The sequence below is a fragment of the Secundilactobacillus malefermentans DSM 5705 = KCTC 3548 genome (assembly GCF_001436395.1).
Classification (GTDB): Bacteria; Bacillota; Bacilli; order Lactobacillales; family Lactobacillaceae; genus Secundilactobacillus; species Secundilactobacillus malefermentans.
Map to the genome: position 1 here is coordinate 1 of NZ_AZGJ01000039.1, position 16,522 is coordinate 16,522.

Sequence of the window (16,522 nt, forward strand, 5' to 3'; positions counted from 1 at the left end):
CTGCAAAAAATGCTGGCCTATATCCGTGAAGGCGATATTGTCCTGGTTACTGAATTAGACCGCTTGGGCCGAAACAACCAGGACTTAACTAAGATTATGAACACCATTCAGAACAAAGGTGCCACCCTAGATGTGTTGAATTTGCCGTCCATGACGGGAATTGCTGATCCTAACTTACGTCAACTGATGACTAACCTCATCATTGAACTGTATAAGTATCAGGCCGAAAGTGAACGGAAGCGGATTATTGAGCGCCAGCAACAAGGGATTGCTTTGGCCAAACAGCAAGGTAAATATCATGGTCGCAAACCTCAATATGCACAAGATGATCCCCGCCTACAACATGCGTTTAAACTTTATCAAACCGGTATGAGTGACATTGATGTGGCCCGAAATACGGGTATTAAACGAACTACCTTTATTAGATATCGTAAAAAATACAAAATTAAATGAAATAATTAACAAAAAATGGGCTAACAGCATGCTCGGTTATTTGCCGACAGGTTTTCGACTCACGCCGATAGATGTGCAAAAAACTTAGCTTAAAATCGAGTAAGATGTATAATCATGTTGTGGGCGCACAAAGGAACGGTATGTGGGTTCGAATCCCACCCTCGTCATTGGCCAACTCCCGATATCTTTTGTAGCGTCATATTGGCAGTACTTCCTGTCCTTTTAACAGAAACCGAAAGGAGCGATTCTATGCCTAAAAAAAAAGCAAATCTCTCAACGTCACTGTTATCCGTAATAATGACAACGGGTATTTTCTTCTGCATTAAGACGAGGTAGCTAATTGGTAGCAAAGGTGGACGATTAATCCCAGAAGAGAATAAAAGACCATGTAGTGCACCCTCTACTGGTCTTTTTTGTTTATGCTAAGCGCATCAGTTGTATTCTCAACCGTCGGCGTTAAAAATAAGAAGTGCACAGTCTTCTGTTGCTTAACTGCTTTTTCCAAAATTTGAGTTAACTGATTAGGCTGCTTCATTGCCCGCCGCCACATACATAATGATCGCAGACGAGGAGGGCAAAACAAAGTCTGCACTAATTTCTTATGAGCTTGTCCATCTTTTACAAAACACAAAATTTCTCCACATTCTTTAACTCGATGAGCCTTATACAGCGCAACATCTACCTTTATTCACTACCGAAAAAAGTTTGGAATTCAAAGAGAATCCTTTGAGCTAAAGAAGGTATCAATTTTGAAATCATTCAAAGCCGAGTGTCACGCTTTATAATTTTTTCATATAAATATATTAATTGCAAGAATTCATGTTATCGTCATTCTTATGAAGAGTATTTACCTTAGAAGCTGTCCAAGATCTATGATTTTTGATATACTTCTATGTAAAAAGCGAGTTTAAGCTATGAAAAATTATCCCAGCAATATTACTCGGCAACAATTTGAATTAATTCGACCAGCTTTAGAAAATTTTCGTAAGCGAACTAAGCCTCGAAAATATGACCTCTACGAGGTCTTCTGTGCGGTCCTATATGTCTTGAAAACCGGTTGCCAATGGCGTCAAGTCCCCGGTGATTTCCCAGAATGGCGGTCAGTTTACAACTATTACAAAATTTGGTCAACTAAAGCTGAGCCTACGGCTGATTCTTTATTGGAACAAGTTTTAAAAAAATTGTCATTGCTCGGCGAACTTACCAAGGACGTTCAGCTTTAACTTCCTTTATTATCGTTGACGCTCAGAGCGTCAAAAACACCGCTACTGCTGAAAACAAAGGTTACGACGCTGGTAAGAAAATCTCGGGGATTAAGCGCCATCTGGCAGTTGATATCAATGGCTTTCCGCAGGCCATTCACATGACGCGAGCGAACGTCTCTGATCGAGACGGGGCCAGTGCCATGATCGCTTTACATGCCATGCATTTACGCCAGGTTCAAAATGTCTTAGTTGATGGTGGTTATTCAGGCGTTAATTTTCAGCTCGATGTAGCCAGTAATTTAAACGCAACCGTGCAGGTTGCGAAGCGCAATGAGTTGCATCGATTCGAAGTCATGCCCCAACGTTGGGTAGTCGAACGATCTTTTAGTTGGCTAGAGAATTGTCGGCGACTTTGGAAAAATTGTGAGCGTCAATTAACCACCAGTCTGCAAATGGTCGTTTTAGCGTTTTTAGCACTATTACTTAAGAGATTTTAGACAGCTTCTTAGGCTATGACAAGTCCAATGGTGGCGCCCTTCGTTACAAGGTTCGTGACGTTAACCACGGTAAGAAGACCGCTGGCAAGATTGGCTACATTACCGCCAACCCGAAGTACGTTGTCAACGTTTACTACAAGACAATGCCTAAGAGCCACAAGATTACCGTTATTAACAAGAAAGGCATTCACGCATACAAGAACGTGAACTTAACCGGTCGCGCTAAGACCTTCAAGAAAGGCACTCATGTAACCGTTAAGAGTTTTGAAAAGCACAACCTGACCACCCGTTACAAGTTAAGCAATGGCACTTACATCACTGCTAACAAGAAACTGGTTATTCAAGGTAACTACTAATATGTAGGAATTAGGAAGTCTCGATCTTCGTCGAGGCTTCTTTTTTGTGGACTTCCTTTGTTTTGAATCAAAATAAGGGTTAAAATACAATTACAACCCCGAAAAGAGGATAATCGAAATGAAAACAGCCGTAATTACCGACAGTGCCAGCTACCTCGATCCAGTGGTCGCTGCCCAATATAACATCACCGTCCTGCCGATCACCATCATCTTCGGCACCCAGGAGTACCACGATGGCGTTGACATCACCTCGCAAGAATTCCTGAAGAAATTGGCGGAGACTGACAAATTGCCGACAACTGCGCAAGTCACCATGGCCCAAATGCAGGAAGCCTTTGATACCTTGGCTGACAAAGGATATGATGAAGCCATCTGTGTCAACCTCTCATCCGGGATCACCAGCTTCTATGAGAATTTAGTGGCTTACAGCCGCCAAGTCACCAACATCAAGGTCTACCCGTTTGACTCCAAAATCGCCAGCGCCGGCGAAGCTGACTTATGCTTGTTGGCGGGTAAGGTGGCCGAAAATGGGGAGAACGCCGATGTGATTATCCCCAAGCTTGAACAGCTGCGCGACTCGATTCACGTTTCCCTGGTCGTGGACAGTTTGGATCATCTCAGCAGGTTCTTGCACCACCAACGCTTTGGCACCAATGGCTTACTTTCTGAACAAGGAATTCGGCCTCGAAGTTGGTACCATGACCGCGATCCACGCATTTACCAGTTCACAGATGATTCTTGATGGCCCTAAAGGTAAGAAGTTCCGTCCTAATCGTACTGCTTCGGCCAACACGATTCCTCACTCAACCGGTGCTGCTAAAGCAATCGGCCTGGTCATTCCAGAACTTGAAGGCCATTTGCAGGGTCATGCTCAACGGGTTGCCGTCGTTGACGGTTCAGTTTGCGAATTGGTTTCAGTTCTCAACACCAAAGTTACCGCTGACCAGGTCAACGATGCCATCAAACCACACACCGTTGATAACCCGGCATTTGGCTGGAATGAAGATGAGATTGTCTCATCTGACATTATCGGCGACACCCACGGGGCAGTCTACGACCCAACTTTGACTGAAGTAACCTCTAACGGTGACTTCCAAGTTGTTAAGACCGCTACCTGGTTCGATAACGAATACGGCTTCGTCTCCAACATGGTTCGAACTGCCAAGAAATTCGCCGAAGTTTCCGGCTTGAACTAATTTAACTAAACAATCAAAAAAATCGTCACACCATTTATTGAAAAATAAATAGCGTGACGATTTTTATTGTGCCCGGGTCAAGCTGACCGTCAAAACATTATCTTTGGTGGTGCTGTAGCTGGCCAAGATGCCGTTAACGACATCGGCGGCCTTGCCATGACTGGAAGTTGAGCGATGGTAAGTGTTAATCCAAGTCCCCAGTGCTTCCATGCCAAATTCGAAGCCTTCAAACACCCGCATGTACTCCAGTGACTGCGGTTTTGGTGTCACAATCGTGATCTTTTGTACTCTCTGGTCGGCAATGACCATCGACAATTTGATCACGTCTGTGTCGAAGAAAACCTGAGTCCCATCAGCTACGCTGGTCGGCAGTTTGTAATCCGGCAGCTGAATGTTTTCGTTGTACACCCGTGAAACGTACTCGTATGTCCCCAAATCGTTGGTGCCTATTGTGTCACAGAAAATCCCCCCTAGAAGTGTTACGTGACTTATTTGTACTTACAATGATTATATATTGGTTTGGGTATTTATTGGCAAAATTAGCTTGCAGAAGCATACCGTTATTGAGGGATAATCGCGATAAATCCGGGAACAAAAGGCAGCAACTGCCTTGCTGATGGCGAACAAAAACACCATTGAGATTGACTTCTCCAATGGTGTTATTTGAATTATTTAATCACTTTGACATACTTCTGATTAGCAGTCACATAACCGCCCTTGACGTCATAGCGCATCGTGCCGGACTTGGTCAGCGAAGCTTCGTGACTGAAAGTGTAACGCTTGATCACGAGTTTGGTACCCTTCTTGAAATGCCCGTTTCGCTTGGCCAAATTTGGATCGGCATACCGGTTGATGAAGTGGGTGGCTTTCAATTGGTGAGGCTGCTTGTTTTTACCCATCTTAACCAGCTTCCGGTTACCGGTAATGTAGTGGCCGTTGCTCAGGACGTATCGAGTGGTCAAATTGTGTTTGACGAAGCCGGTTACGTGGAGAACCGTTCCCTGCTTGATATTCTTCACTTTGCCCGTCAAATTCTTGTTGAGGTATTCATTAACACCGCGGGGATTGATCACCGTCAGTGTTCGATGGCTGCTGTGGTAGTAGACGGGTCGAACATAATCAAAGTTAGTGGTAATGTAGCCAGTCCAGCCGTCAGTCTTGCTCAAATGGTTGACGTCGCGAACTTTGTAACGCAACCGGCCGGCGTTGGACTTAGCGTAATCGGTGACCACAAACATTGGTCGGAAGACCCGCGGCTTCTTGACATAGCCAAATCGACGATCGGCCTTCTTGAAGGTTTTATCTTTGTAAAGGTAAATCTTCTTCAAGGAGTAAACCACTTCGCCCTTCTTAGCAATCTTACCGGATTGATTGTCAGTAGTCGTTCCTGGAGTCGGTTGTGGGCTCGGCGTTGGGTTGACCGGCGTTACCGGGTTAACCGGATTTGTTGGCGTCGTTGGTTGACTTGGGTTAATTGGTGCCGTAGGTGCAGTTGGGGCAGTCTTCTTAATTAAGTGAACGTAGAATTGTTGCTTTGTAGTGCCGTCTCCATATTTAAATCCTTTTGTAAAATCATTGCTAACCACTTCATAACCAAGATTTGCATATGCGTTCAAAATGTTGGTTTGATCATAGTTTGAAATCGAAGAGGTCCGCCCACCTGTGAGATTTGTATAGTGAAGCATTTTATGAGTGGTGTCATCAAAATAGACGATTGTGGCCTGCTGTGGATCAGGATAAAGGTGGTAATAAGTATCAACAGCAGGGTTACTGGGTGTTTCAAACGGTGCAATTGCATATCCCTTAGAAGGGTCGCCAGCATGCCAGAGATGTAGCTGATGAAAACCTTTTGTTCCAAATTCAGACCCACGGGCCGCATCATCAGTAACGTAATAAACGTATCCTGTCCAGCCAGTAGCTGTTGGGTAATGAATGTAATGTTCATCAGTGTAAGGCAGGATTGCCGTTGCATCGTTAGGATCATTCAAATACATAAAAGTTGGCTGCCCTGTCCATGGGTTGGTCTGAGTGGGATCACTAGTCGGTTCGGTGTAGAGGTCGTGATCCGATTGCAAAGTGGCAGAGGCTGTAATGTCAGTGGCAGGCGTGGTATCAGTATCGGATAACAGATCTAGGCTAGTGGCTCTACCTACGCTCAAATTTTTTGCTGCAGCCATCAACTCAGTTTGCTCAGTAGATGTTGATGAAGTTACCGCTTGTACCTCACTCGTAGTGTCTGAATGATTGTCTGCCTCAGCATTGGAACTCGCTGTCGAAGCAACACTCACAGAATCGGAGTGAGATGATGCAGCAGCACTATTATCTATTTTTTGTTGACCAGAGCTTGCAGACGAACTAGAAACTTCAGTGCTAGTTGGCGTTGATGCGTTCGTTTTCACTGCAGACGTTTGTGATTCAGAACTTGCTGTTGAAGTAGCGACCGCAGTATTTGCTGACGTTTGCGAAGCAACACTAACTGCTGACTTTGAAGCTGCACTAGTTGCGGTTGAGAGCGCAACTGCCGATCCCGTCGTTACTGACGTGGAATTCGCGCCACTGACGCTGTCGTTTGTCGCTAAATCAGTATTGCTGTCAGCGTGAACATTAACTGTCGCTGCTGCACTGCTACTACTTGCTGCAGTAGCTGCTGGTTGAGCAGCACTCTTCTTATCACTGGCACTGCTTGCTACAGTAGCTGCTGGTTGAGCAGCACTGCTACTACTTTCACTGGTTGAATCGGGCTTCGTTGCACTGCTACTACTTTCACTGGGCGTTTCAGCCCTTACTGCACTACTTGAGGTACTGGTAGCTGCCACATCAGCTGACACTGGCCGACTTGTAACTAGCATCCCTAATCCCAGCGAAAATACTGAAATCCCCATAACAGCCCAATTCTTACCGCATTTATATAATTTATAATGCGTTTTAGTCTCTCCAAAGTAATTATTCCTTAACATAAAAGAACCTACCTTTCTCACTTTTTTATCTAAAAACGTGCCACATTCCCATCGCTAATTCATCACTCACTAAGTATCGCACAACATCTTTTTTTGATCGGTAGTAACTGAATTTTCTCCTATTGGTGAATAAAAGTCGCTCTCTCTAATGATGCGGTCTGAAGCATTAGCACCAAACATTTTATTGAGAACTAACAGTGCAGTTGTTTTACCAACACCGTTATCACCAATAAGTGTGGTCAGTTCGCCAAATTTTAATGTAGTTTTTTTTCCATATGATCGAAAACCATCAATCTCCATTTTGACTAGTTTCATTGTGTTACCTCAAACTGAGTAATGTGTAATAAAACACTATTAATATTATAGGTCAGTGGGCCTAGAATAAAAAGTGTGGGAGTGTAAAATATTTTGTGTAAATTGATACCTTGAGGGTATTGAAAAAGGGAAAGCCTTCCCCGTATGATTGAAATCGCTAAAAACCAATCAGAATACGGAGGCTTTCCCCATGAACCAGTTTAACAAAGATATTATCGCAGCGCTATCTTCAGACAAAGATATTACCCTGAATGAAGTCTTACGTCGTCAAATCGAAGTGGCCGCTAATCAGTTCCTTCAAAATGAACTGACTTCGGTGCTAGGCTACGAACCACATACTCGGATCGACCGATCAAAAGACGACGTGAACTACCGGAACGGGACGTACACCCGCACGATCGACACTGAGTACGGTGAAATTAATCTGACGATCCCACGGGACCGGTTAAATAAGTTTCGAAACGCCCTCTTCCCTCCTTACGTGCGTCGGACTGATGGACTGGAGGAAATGGTCATCAAGATGTACTCCAAGGGCGTCACAACTCGTGAAATCGCTGATATGGTTGAGAGAATGTACGGCCACTACTACTCACCAACCACGGTTTCAAACATCACTAAGCGGACGGAACACCTGGTTGAAGAGTTCCACGAGCGCAAATTCAAGTACTCACAGTACGTCTGTGTGTTCCTCGATGCTACTTACATTCCGTTACGCCGTGGTACCGTTGAACGAGAAGCCGTTAACGTAGCGATCGGAATTCGAAGTGACGGCGGTAAGGAAGTTCTTGACTACAGTATCGCACCGACCGAGAACGGAGCCGCTTGGTCTGAACTACTCCAGAGATTACGCGCACGGGGGATTAAAGATATTCAGTTGTTCATCGCCGACGGTTTAGTTGGACTTCAATCTGCGATTGAGGCTAACTACCCGCAGGCGAAGTTTCAACGGTGCTGGGTCCACGCAGAGCGCAACCTTTTAGGGTACGTTCGCAAAAACGATCGCAGGGAGATTATCACCGACTTTAAGGCTATTCGGCAAGCAGAGAACCTACAAGACGCCAAAGAACGATTGGCGGCTTTCAGTGCTAAGTGGGAGTCCAGTTATAAGCGTCGAATCAAGAATCTAGTCCAAATGGAGGATCTATTCACGTTCTTCAGTTTTCCAACTGCGATCCGTCAGACCATCTACTCGACGAACCTAATTGAGTCGTTCAATAAGAGCCTGAAGAAGATGGTCCGACGTAAAGAGCAGTTCCCAAACGAAGGGGCCCTCGATCGCTTTATCATGACGCAAGTGATGGAGTACAACGATAAATTTGAGAATCGAGCACATCGGGGATTCAAGGACTGTCACGACACGCTTGATTCGATGTTTTAGAATTGCCAATTCATGCGGGCGAAGTTTCCCTTTTTACACAACATTCTTGACACTCTCAATAAAAAAGCAAGTAGCAGTGACTACTTGCTTGAAAGGAGAAATTAACATTGATTTTTGATTTTCAATTTTAAAAATCATAAATGTCATTGGCAATTAACAATTACTTCTAGGGTATTATTAGCAGTTATCGTTATCATTGCCAGCTTTTTACATTTGATTTAATTTTTAATTATTCCACACCTTTTAAAGCTTGGACCATATCAATTTTCTTAATTCTACGACTAATAAATAAAGTAGTTGATAATGAACAAATCCATACAAACAGAGATGCAATTAAAATAGTTTCCCAGTTGAAATATCTTGTATATTCCAAATTAATAGTTGAAAATGTATTAACATACTGCCTTAAGAACCATATTCCAGCTGGTATACCTATTAACCAACCAATAAACGTAGTAATTAAATTCTCAATGAGCGTTAATATACGCAACTCTTTTTTGTGTATTCCGAGCACACGCAAAGTCGCATAATCTCTCATTCTTTCAACAAAGCTCAATGATCCTAAATTATAAAGAACAATAATGATTAACAATGCACCAAATACAATAATTAAAGCAAAAATACTCATTAGACTATTTACAAAATTATATGCATTCTTTTTTTGTTCATTAATAGAAATCGTCGAATTAATATCTTGTTTATGATATTTATAATTCTTGCCAACTAATAATGTAGTTGGCTGGTAAAATCCTTTAGCTTTTTGCCAAGTATGAGCAGTTATATAGGCTCCTTGATTAGTTTCTATAGCAATAATACCTTTAACTTTGAAAGAATATTGCTTGTTACTTCCAAAAGTTTTAACTTTTAAATTGTCGCCTTTTTTGATACCTGCTCTCTTGGCAAATCCATGAGTCACATACAAGCCACCATTCTGAATATCTCCACCCGTGGTTGTTTTCATGTTAACGTAATCACCCTTATTAACTACAATTAATAATCTATTATAGCCATCATCAGGTGAAAAATGAGCTTGACTAATTTGTACCCATTGCTTAGCTTGAGGATGTGACTTCCGATATGATTCATAATTATTAACATACAGTCGCTTATTATAAGAAAAGTCTGTATTATATGCTTTATCTACTAGATGTGTCATCGACTGTGGCATACCGATCCCAGCGATTGTCAACATCATGCCACCGGCTACGCCAATAATTCCCATTAATGTCCTTGTACGATTGATAAAAGCATCTCTAACAGCCCAGCGTCCAGAATATGGTAAGTGTTTCCAAAAATTCTTCCAGTGCTCAAGCCATATCTTCCTTGCTTTTGTTTCTTCAATTCCTCGTAGATAAATAGCTGGCAGCCCCTTTGATCCACTTCTAGCCGCTAAATATGCAGAGAAAATACAAATTAAAATGACTAATATCATTACCATCCAGGCAGAAAAACTATATGAAACCTGCCAATTAGGAAGAGAGAACATACTCTTTTGTGATGATAAAACATACCAAGAAATTAATGGAGCCACTAAGGCACCAATAATTGTCCCAAGACCACCCACTAGCAACCCAAAGCTTGCATAATGAATTTGAATTTTAAAACTTGAAAATCCTAATGCCTTCAAAGTAGCTATTTCCTCTGTTTGGCTAGTAATCAGTCGTCTAATCGTAGTGTACATTGCTAAAATTGCCAACAAAAGGAAAATAAAGGAGAACAGATACGAAAGATTCTTAATTTCTCCAACTCTTTCTGTTGCCGTAGAAACATCTGGTAAAGTTTGCTGATTATAATATGTTAATAATCTAGCACCAAATATTTTCTCTATTTCTTTTCTGAAATTCTTATGCTTTCCATCAATCTCAACAATATTTTGAGGTCCTCTATAATTGAACACCTTTTTTAAAGCTTTAGGTGAAACATAAGCATAACCATAATTAGCATAGTTAGGAGCAATAAATTCTTGTGTTCCAGTGAAATATATTCGACTAGGACTTTGGATAATGCCTTTTACTTTTAAATGGAATTTTTGGTTGACATATGTCACTGACAAATTATCTCCAATTTTTAAAGAATGATCTCTAGCATATTCTTTATTAATCCATATTCCATTGCTACTCTGACTATTGTATTTGTCTCCTTTTACACGATGTAACTTAATTAACGGTTTTTGAAACGAATCGATAATTAGATGATGTTTATCTTGTTTAACTTGTAACCTAGTTCCAGATCTTACTTTCTTTATATCTGAAATAGCTTTTAGCTTATTTTTATCATCTTTAGTAATATAACTTCCCTGAATCCAGTAATTAGGTAGATGATTTTCTGTTAAATAACTGTTCAAGCTTCCCTGTAATCCATGCCATGCCCCTTGTAAGCCGACAAATACAATAATAGAGAGTGCAGCCATTAAAAAAACTGACATAAATTGAGTCCAATTATGGCTTATATCTCGAAATAATTTGCGATTTAATAATTTCATTTACTTTAACTTTGGGGGTATAGATCTTTTCCGAAGCTTTTTTGCGTGAGCTGAGACTTTTGTCCCAGCCACTTTCGGTTGTATAAGTCCCGATTGCTAAATGCAACTAAAAAATTATTAATTGCATAGTTCAGAAAAAATTCTAATTCCCTCGATTTAAAATTGAAGTGCAACACCTGCTCTACTAGACCAGTTCTTTATTCAGACTAGTAAAAAAGGCCATGAAGACCTATTCTTAATTCCCCGATTTAAAATTGAAGTGCAACACTTGATAACTAGACCAATTAGACTAGCTTAAAAGGCCATGAAGGCCTATTCTTATTATTAACGACAAAATCAACAGATAAGGATAGGTGTCTTCATGACCCAAACTAAGAATATCATGCCTAAGCATTACCAACAACTCCAATCTTTTGAACGCGGTCAAATTGAGTCCCGGACTCGATTAGGATTTGGCGTTCGTCAGATCGCCAGCCGGCTTCACCGGAGTCCCAGCACCATTTCTCGCGAATTAAAACGCGGGTTAACCACCCAGATTGATTCCCAGAAACATCGGTCATATCAGGGCTACTTTGCCGAGCGCGGGGCGGCTTACTATCGAGAACAGCGGGCCAAGTGTCACCCCAAAGGTTTACTGCAGCGGGCTGCCGTGTTCTTCAAGTCCCTGCCGAAAGCTTTAAAAGCTAAGCCACGAGTTTTCAGTGTCGATACGTATGTCCACTATTTCAAAGCTCATTACCCGGGCTTTCCCTGCCCATCAACGGCTACGGTCTATCGGTATATCGAGGCTGGCAAGCTCCCGGAGCTTCACAACTATGATTTACCCATGAAGCTACGTCGCCGCGTTAAACGCCCGAATCACCGACATGCCCGCCTGAATAAAAAACGGCTTGGACAGTCCATTGAAGACCGGCCCGCAGTGGTTCGGAAACGTCAGGAGTTGGGCCATTGGGAAGGCGACTTAGTGAAAGCCAAACGGGTTGAGTCCGAACCAGCTTTAATGACGTTAACCGAGCGAGTTAGCCGGATGGAAATTATCGTTAAATTGCCTGATTACCGGGCAGAGACTTGCCGGCAAGCTCTCCAAGATACGATTGATGATTACGGTGCAGAAAACTTTCGGACGATCACGTTTGACAACGGCTCGGAATTCGCTAGTTTAAATCAGGTTCAAGGAACGGAAATCTACTTTGCCCATCCATATTCTCCCTGGGAACGGGGCACTAATGAGAATGTGAATGGTCAATTAAGAGAGTTCTTCCCAAAGGGGCATTCCTTTAAAAACCTCTCATTAGTGGATCTGCAGTTGGTTCAAGACCCGCTGAATCACCGTCCCCGCCGCTGTTTAAGCTATAGTTGTCCAGCGGATGTTATGCCACAACTGGTTTAACTTTCTAGACCAATTATAAGAATAGGCCATTAGTGTTGCACTTAACTTGACAATTGAGGCAAGAAAATATTGGTAAATTAGCCGTAATTACTAATGAATTGGTCAAAAGAAGCATTTCTCGAACGTATGACAGTACAAGAGAGCTAAGCTTATCTATTGATCATAAATCCGATATGAATTTTAGTTAAATAAACGAGTATGAGTGTTGTAGCTAGTGGTTAAAATGGCTATGGTAAGTCTTACGATGGTCAACTCAAGTTGGCCAAGCACTTAATTTTGATTCTGGCAGTTAGCTAAACGATGACGATAAAAAAAACGCCTTTAGGCGGTCTCAGACTGAAGATAAAGTCCTTAAAATACGAGGATTTTGTCTTTTTGTGTTCTTTATAATTATTGGTGAGAGGTGATTGCTATGCTTGGGAAACACGATCATAGCAAGCGTAACCGAATCCAATTTGTCACGATTAACGAAATGGTTCCGCAGAATCATTTATTACGAAAAATTGATAAAGTGATCGATTTTATTTACGATTTAGTGCAACCACTCTATACCATTGATAACAGGCAGCCAGGATTGGCCCGGTCATTCTGACTAAACTACCAATTATTCAATATCTATTTGATATTCGAAGTATGCGCTAAACAATCAAAGAGATTCAAGTGAATATGGCTTACCACTGGTTTTTAGGGCTTGATATGGTTAAAGTGGTTCCCCATTTCACGACATTTGGTAAAAACTTTGAACGTCGCTTTAAGGGGACGGATCTATTTGAGCAAATTCTCCTCCAATGTGTCCAGGCAAAGCTGGTGGACCCTCTTCGGTCCTATTCGTTGATAGAACCCACGTTAAAGCCGATGCAAACAACCATAAGTTCTCAGACGTGATGGTTAACAAAGAGGCCGTTAATTATCGTCAAGCCTTGGATCAAAAGATTGAAAAAAGATCGGGTTGCCCTTAAAAGCAGATCAATCAGCTGTAAAAACCAAACGACGAAAAGTTAGTCGGAATGATCCTGAGAGCGGTTGGTTTCATAAGGGAGAGCACAAACAAGTTTTTGCTTATAATGTGTAATCCTTGAAACAAATCCATCGAGGACTCAAAGAACTTCAGAACACTTTGGAAGCATCATTTATTTAAGTTAGCTACATATTTTATGTACGAAGGCAGTTTATGTACACAAGATTCTTGATGCTATCTACCAATAGTCATTCCTATATCTATAGAATCATATTTCTATATATCTATAATTCTATAGAAGAATAATCATCATTCTTCAGGCATATTTCGCTGAACCTGCCGAATGAATTCCATCACAAGTTTTTTCTTGGTATCCGGCATATCATTTATATATTTTTCAACAAGTTCATTAATAACTTCATAGTTCTTTTTGTTTTCAACAATCCCGATTTGTTTAATCGCCATGTGAGTATCAATTTGTGTTTGAACAGATTTTGGCGTGTCTTTAGCTTTCAACTTTCTAGTATAGTGCATTAAAATTTGGTCGTCTGGTAAAGATCTTCGTATGGTTTCAGATACCTTAGGTTCTATCCGTTCTGGGCGGAATGTTTTATTCTTCCTAATTTTGCCTAAGCCATTCAATCCCAGTGACTTTTCACTCATAATATGATCTCTCCTTATTCATTAAATTTAGTGATTCGTTCTTTGATTTCGTTGACAACATTTTCGTAAACACTCATTACTCGAATATCATTTATATCCTTAGACCTATCAGTAATACCAGTTCGATCAAATCTCTTTAACCTAGCCATTTGTCTAATCCGTTGTTTGAACATGTTGGCTTTTCCGAAACTATCAATTGCATCATCTAAGACATCAAGATCTAGATTGTTCCCGTTTTGTTGCAAAACCGGTAAAACACCTAATAAATCCAATCCGAGCTTATAGTCGTCCTTCAAATTAATTAAGTGTTCAGCATAGGTTTCAGCGCCTGTTAATGATCTTTCTTGAGTTTGTAAAATAATAATTACAAAATCACTTGCCACAAGCGCTGAATCAGTAAATTTATTTAACTGCGGTGGAACGTCTAAAATAATGTAATCATATTTTTCTTTCAATGGGCTGAGCAGTTTTGCTAGGTAAGTGTCCTGTGTATAATCATCAGCAAAAGTTTCATTTAAATATTTTTCATATCCTTGTAAATCTTGATATGACGGTAGCAAATCTAAATTATCTTTAACATGAACTAAGGCCTTTTGTAGATTACCGCTGATTAGCGCAGTTTCTAATGTCTCTTCAAAGTCTGGTTTAATATCATAAATGGCTTCCATAGTGGTAAAAAGTAAATCCGTTGCATTTGCTTGGGGATCAAGATCAACAAGTAATGTTTTTTTATTATGCTTTGATAGTATGTAAGAAATCATCACAGCATTAGTTGTTTTGCCCACACCACCTTTAAAGTTTCCGGTAGTAATCGTAATTGCCATAAATTTATCCTCCATTTATTTTATTCAAAATCTATAGAAACATAGCTTTATAGAATTGAATTTCTATAGAACTATAGTAGCTTAATATTAGGAATAGTGCAAGATTAGTTTAAAATCAGTTTTATAGTTCTATAGAACTATAACTTTATAATTCTATATTATCACAACATTTCTATAGAAATTTAATTTGCTTATTTACTTCTTATCCAATGAAGATTATGATTTAAGCGTGATCAAAAAAGGTCACGTTAAGTGGTTTCTCAACAAAACAAACAAAAAGATCATTACTTAAAAATCATTCCCCAATAACTTTTAGTCAATTATACAGGTCACTACACTTTATAGATCTTTTAACGTGTAAATCCTGATAGTGCTGTTTTTTTATAACTTATAAGATATTTAATCATTTTTATGCAATTTCATTCTGCTATTGATTTTCAGTGCTTTCGACAGATACTTACTTAGATATCCAGAAGCGTTTATGTTACTCGAATGTTCAACAGTACCTTCTATCGCGTATTGGTTCCAACCGAAGGCTGGCAAAGTATACAAGACCAAATAAAGTTGCTGGAAGATAAGCGCTATGCTAGACTGAAACTAATTTAACAACCGAATAAAGAGATCAAGCTAAACAGAAAAATCCCCGATTCACGAGGAATCAGAGACTTTTGGTTTAGCAAGTAGCTATCAGCCAGCTACTTAGATTCAGTCGATTTTCACCGCCAAGTTAAAATCGACTGAACATTGTTCTTAATTTGTAGGTTAATTATACCGCAAACCAGTCCCAAAGGACAAGTTAAGGATAGTTAAAAACAAATTGAAGTCAATGGACTAAGTAGCTAACTGGAGCTATTTAGTCCATTTTTTGTTGTTAGAAATTAAAAAAGTTGCCGACTGGGCAACTCACAAACGGACACATGCTGGTGAAACTACAAAGCCGATCACGACCAATGCTCGCTTTGTAATTCAGTTAGAGCATATCAGATTTGTATTTTAAAGCAAATCAAATGTTTTAGCAACTCTCTTTTGAGACAGCGTGTGTCAGTCAAGAAAGGGAGTTTTTATAATGGATCAAACAAATTTCAAGTTTTATCAAGCTGACAATGTTTATGGGGCCTTATTTTTCCAGTTCCCAAAAGTATTGATGTACGGCGAACAATATCGCCATCTAAGCAATGACGCTAAATTGGCTTATATGGTACTAAAAGACCGGCTAGAGTACTCTTTGCGTAACAACTGGGTGGACGAAGACGGCAACATCTACTTTGTCTATACGAATGCTGAACTCATGGAACTATTCAACTCTTCCGAAAAGACCGTGATTAAGATCAAAAAAGAACTAGAGGGGCTTAATCTACTGCGGCAAAAACGTATGGGTTTTCAGCCTAAGGCAGGTAAACAGCTACCAAATCGTCTCTACCTTGCTGGCCTCGATGTACAAGCAAATGACGTGTATTTGCGTGGTGAACAGTCAGAAACGCCCGAAACCCTTGCTGCGCGCAGAACTGTAAATTCTACAGTTCAGCATGACACCGTTGAATCCCTTGCTGCGCGCAGAACTGTAAATTCTACAGTTCAGCATGACACCGTTGAAAAGGACGCTCAAACCCTTGCTGCGCGCAGAACTGTAAATTCTACAGTCAATCTAGATAAAGAACTTAAAGCAAAAGATACTAATAGATACAATATAGATACTCAAAAGTTGGACTTTTCCACAGCCAATTTTTCATCAGCAGAACTAGAAACCCAAAACCGAGATTTGGTGACCCATGCTAATGACTTCTTAACTGATGAAGTCAGTGGCTTCCCGGTTTTCTTAGAACCAGAAGCTGTGCAACTACTTAGCTT

15 protein-coding genes and 3 pseudogenes are annotated in these 16,522 nt (G+C 40.7%); 11 read left to right on the forward strand and 7 right to left on the reverse strand.

Annotation, left to right across the window (positions count from 1 at the left end; all coding sequences use genetic code 11):
• Positions 1-453 (forward strand): recombinase family protein (locus tag FD44_RS07495; protein WP_056973820.1); only part of this gene is annotated, 453 nt, incomplete at its 5' end.
• 400 nt (positions 454-853) lie between these two features.
• Here the strand turns inward: FD44_RS07495 and FD44_RS10720 are convergent.
• Positions 854-1,003 carry a protein rep gene (locus FD44_RS10720; RefSeq protein ID WP_235809389.1) on the reverse strand — a complete coding sequence of 50 codons (150 nt, stop codon included), beginning with the start codon at positions 1,001-1,003 and terminating at the stop codon, positions 854-856.
• A gap of 364 nt (positions 1,004-1,367) precedes the next feature.
• Between FD44_RS10720 and FD44_RS10370 the strand changes: the two genes are divergently transcribed.
• The 4 genes and pseudogenes from FD44_RS10370 to FD44_RS07525 all read left to right on the forward strand — a co-directional run.
• Positions 1,368-2,155 (forward strand): IS5 family transposase gene (locus tag FD44_RS10370; protein ID WP_080487858.1). Its coding sequence is split into 2 segments (ribosomal slippage): positions 1,368-1,626 and positions 1,626-2,155, totalling 789 coding nucleotides; the frame shifts between segments, so codons are not numbered across the junction.
• 143 nt (positions 2,156-2,298) lie between these two features.
• Positions 2,299-2,511: a DUF5776 domain-containing protein gene (locus FD44_RS10725; protein WP_010620817.1), complete on the forward strand. Its 213-nt coding sequence runs from the start codon at positions 2,299-2,301 to the stop codon at positions 2,509-2,511.
• 118 nt (positions 2,512-2,629) lie between these two features.
• Positions 2,630-3,136 (forward strand): annotated as a pseudogene (locus FD44_RS07520) (DegV family protein); the annotation flags it as partial.
• A pseudogene (locus FD44_RS07525) lies at positions 3,123-3,707 on the forward strand (type I glyceraldehyde-3-phosphate dehydrogenase); the annotation flags it as partial. The pseudogenes FD44_RS07520 and FD44_RS07525, both read left to right, overlap by 14 nt.
• A gap of 63 nt (positions 3,708-3,770) precedes the next feature.
• On the opposite strand, the gene FD44_RS07530 reads toward FD44_RS07525, so the two are convergent.
• The 3 genes from FD44_RS07530 to FD44_RS07540 all read right to left on the reverse strand — a co-directional run bounded on the left by FD44_RS07530 (position 3,771) and on the right by FD44_RS07540 (position 6,979).
• A complete protein-coding gene (locus FD44_RS07530; protein WP_056973821.1) occupies positions 3,771-4,142 on the reverse strand; it encodes a hypothetical protein in 372 nt (123 codons plus the stop codon).
• A 233-nt stretch (positions 4,143-4,375) separates the two neighbouring features.
• On the reverse strand, positions 4,376-6,664 hold the full coding sequence (locus FD44_RS10860) for a DUF5776 domain-containing protein (protein ID WP_082618778.1): 2,289 nt from the start codon (positions 6,662-6,664) through the stop codon (positions 4,376-4,378).
• A gap of 69 nt (positions 6,665-6,733) precedes the next feature.
• Positions 6,734-6,979, reverse strand: a complete 246-nt coding sequence (locus tag FD44_RS07540) for an AAA family ATPase (protein ID WP_056973825.1) — start codon at positions 6,977-6,979, stop codon at positions 6,734-6,736.
• A gap of 190 nt (positions 6,980-7,169) precedes the next feature.
• Between FD44_RS07540 and FD44_RS07545 the strand changes: the two genes are divergently transcribed.
• The gene (locus FD44_RS07545) at positions 7,170-8,357 is read left to right on the forward strand and encodes an IS256 family transposase (RefSeq protein WP_010620820.1); all 1,188 of its coding nucleotides are present in this window, start codon (positions 7,170-7,172) and stop codon (positions 8,355-8,357) included.
• A gap of 229 nt (positions 8,358-8,586) precedes the next feature.
• On the opposite strand, the gene FD44_RS07550 is transcribed toward FD44_RS07545, so the two are convergent.
• Positions 8,587-10,839: an ABC transporter permease gene (locus tag FD44_RS07550; protein WP_056973826.1), complete on the reverse strand. Its 2,253-nt coding sequence runs from the start codon at positions 10,837-10,839 to the stop codon at positions 8,587-8,589.
• 361 nt (positions 10,840-11,200) lie between these two features.
• Here FD44_RS07550 and FD44_RS07555 point away from each other — a divergent pair, with 361 nt between their 5' ends.
• The 4 genes and pseudogenes from FD44_RS07555 to FD44_RS10730 all read left to right on the forward strand — a co-directional run bounded on the left by FD44_RS07555 (position 11,201) and on the right by FD44_RS10730 (position 13,188).
• Positions 11,201-12,229 (forward strand): IS30 family transposase, encoded by a 1,029-nt coding sequence (locus FD44_RS07555; protein WP_056973828.1) that lies wholly within the window; start codon positions 11,201-11,203, stop codon positions 12,227-12,229.
• Between the two features lie 412 nt (positions 12,230-12,641).
• Positions 12,642-12,821 carry a hypothetical protein gene (locus FD44_RS07560; RefSeq protein ID WP_010620883.1) on the forward strand — a complete coding sequence of 60 codons (180 nt, stop codon included), beginning with the start codon at positions 12,642-12,644 and terminating at the stop codon, positions 12,819-12,821.
• 62 nt (positions 12,822-12,883) lie between these two features.
• Positions 12,884-12,964 (forward strand): annotated as a pseudogene (locus tag FD44_RS10905) (hypothetical protein); the annotation flags it as partial.
• A 53-nt stretch (positions 12,965-13,017) separates the two neighbouring features.
• Positions 13,018-13,188, forward strand: coding sequence for a hypothetical protein (locus tag FD44_RS10730; RefSeq protein ID WP_205841178.1), 171 nt, complete (start codon positions 13,018-13,020; stop codon positions 13,186-13,188).
• Positions 13,189-13,496: 308 nt separating this feature from the next.
• Here the strand turns inward: FD44_RS10730 and FD44_RS07565 are convergent, their stop codons facing one another.
• Both FD44_RS07565 and FD44_RS07570 read right to left on the reverse strand, forming a co-directional pair.
• Positions 13,497-13,850, reverse strand: a complete 354-nt coding sequence (locus FD44_RS07565) for a hypothetical protein (protein ID WP_056973830.1) — start codon at positions 13,848-13,850, stop codon at positions 13,497-13,499.
• 14 nt (positions 13,851-13,864) lie between these two features.
• A complete protein-coding gene (locus tag FD44_RS07570; RefSeq protein WP_054656131.1) occupies positions 13,865-14,674 on the reverse strand; it encodes a ParA family protein in 810 nt (269 codons plus the stop codon).
• 1,066 nt (positions 14,675-15,740) lie between these two features.
• On the opposite strand from FD44_RS07570, the gene FD44_RS07575 reads away from it, so the two are divergent.
• Positions 15,741-16,522 (forward strand): replication initiator protein A (locus tag FD44_RS07575; RefSeq protein WP_056973831.1); only part of this gene is annotated, 782 nt, incomplete at its 3' end.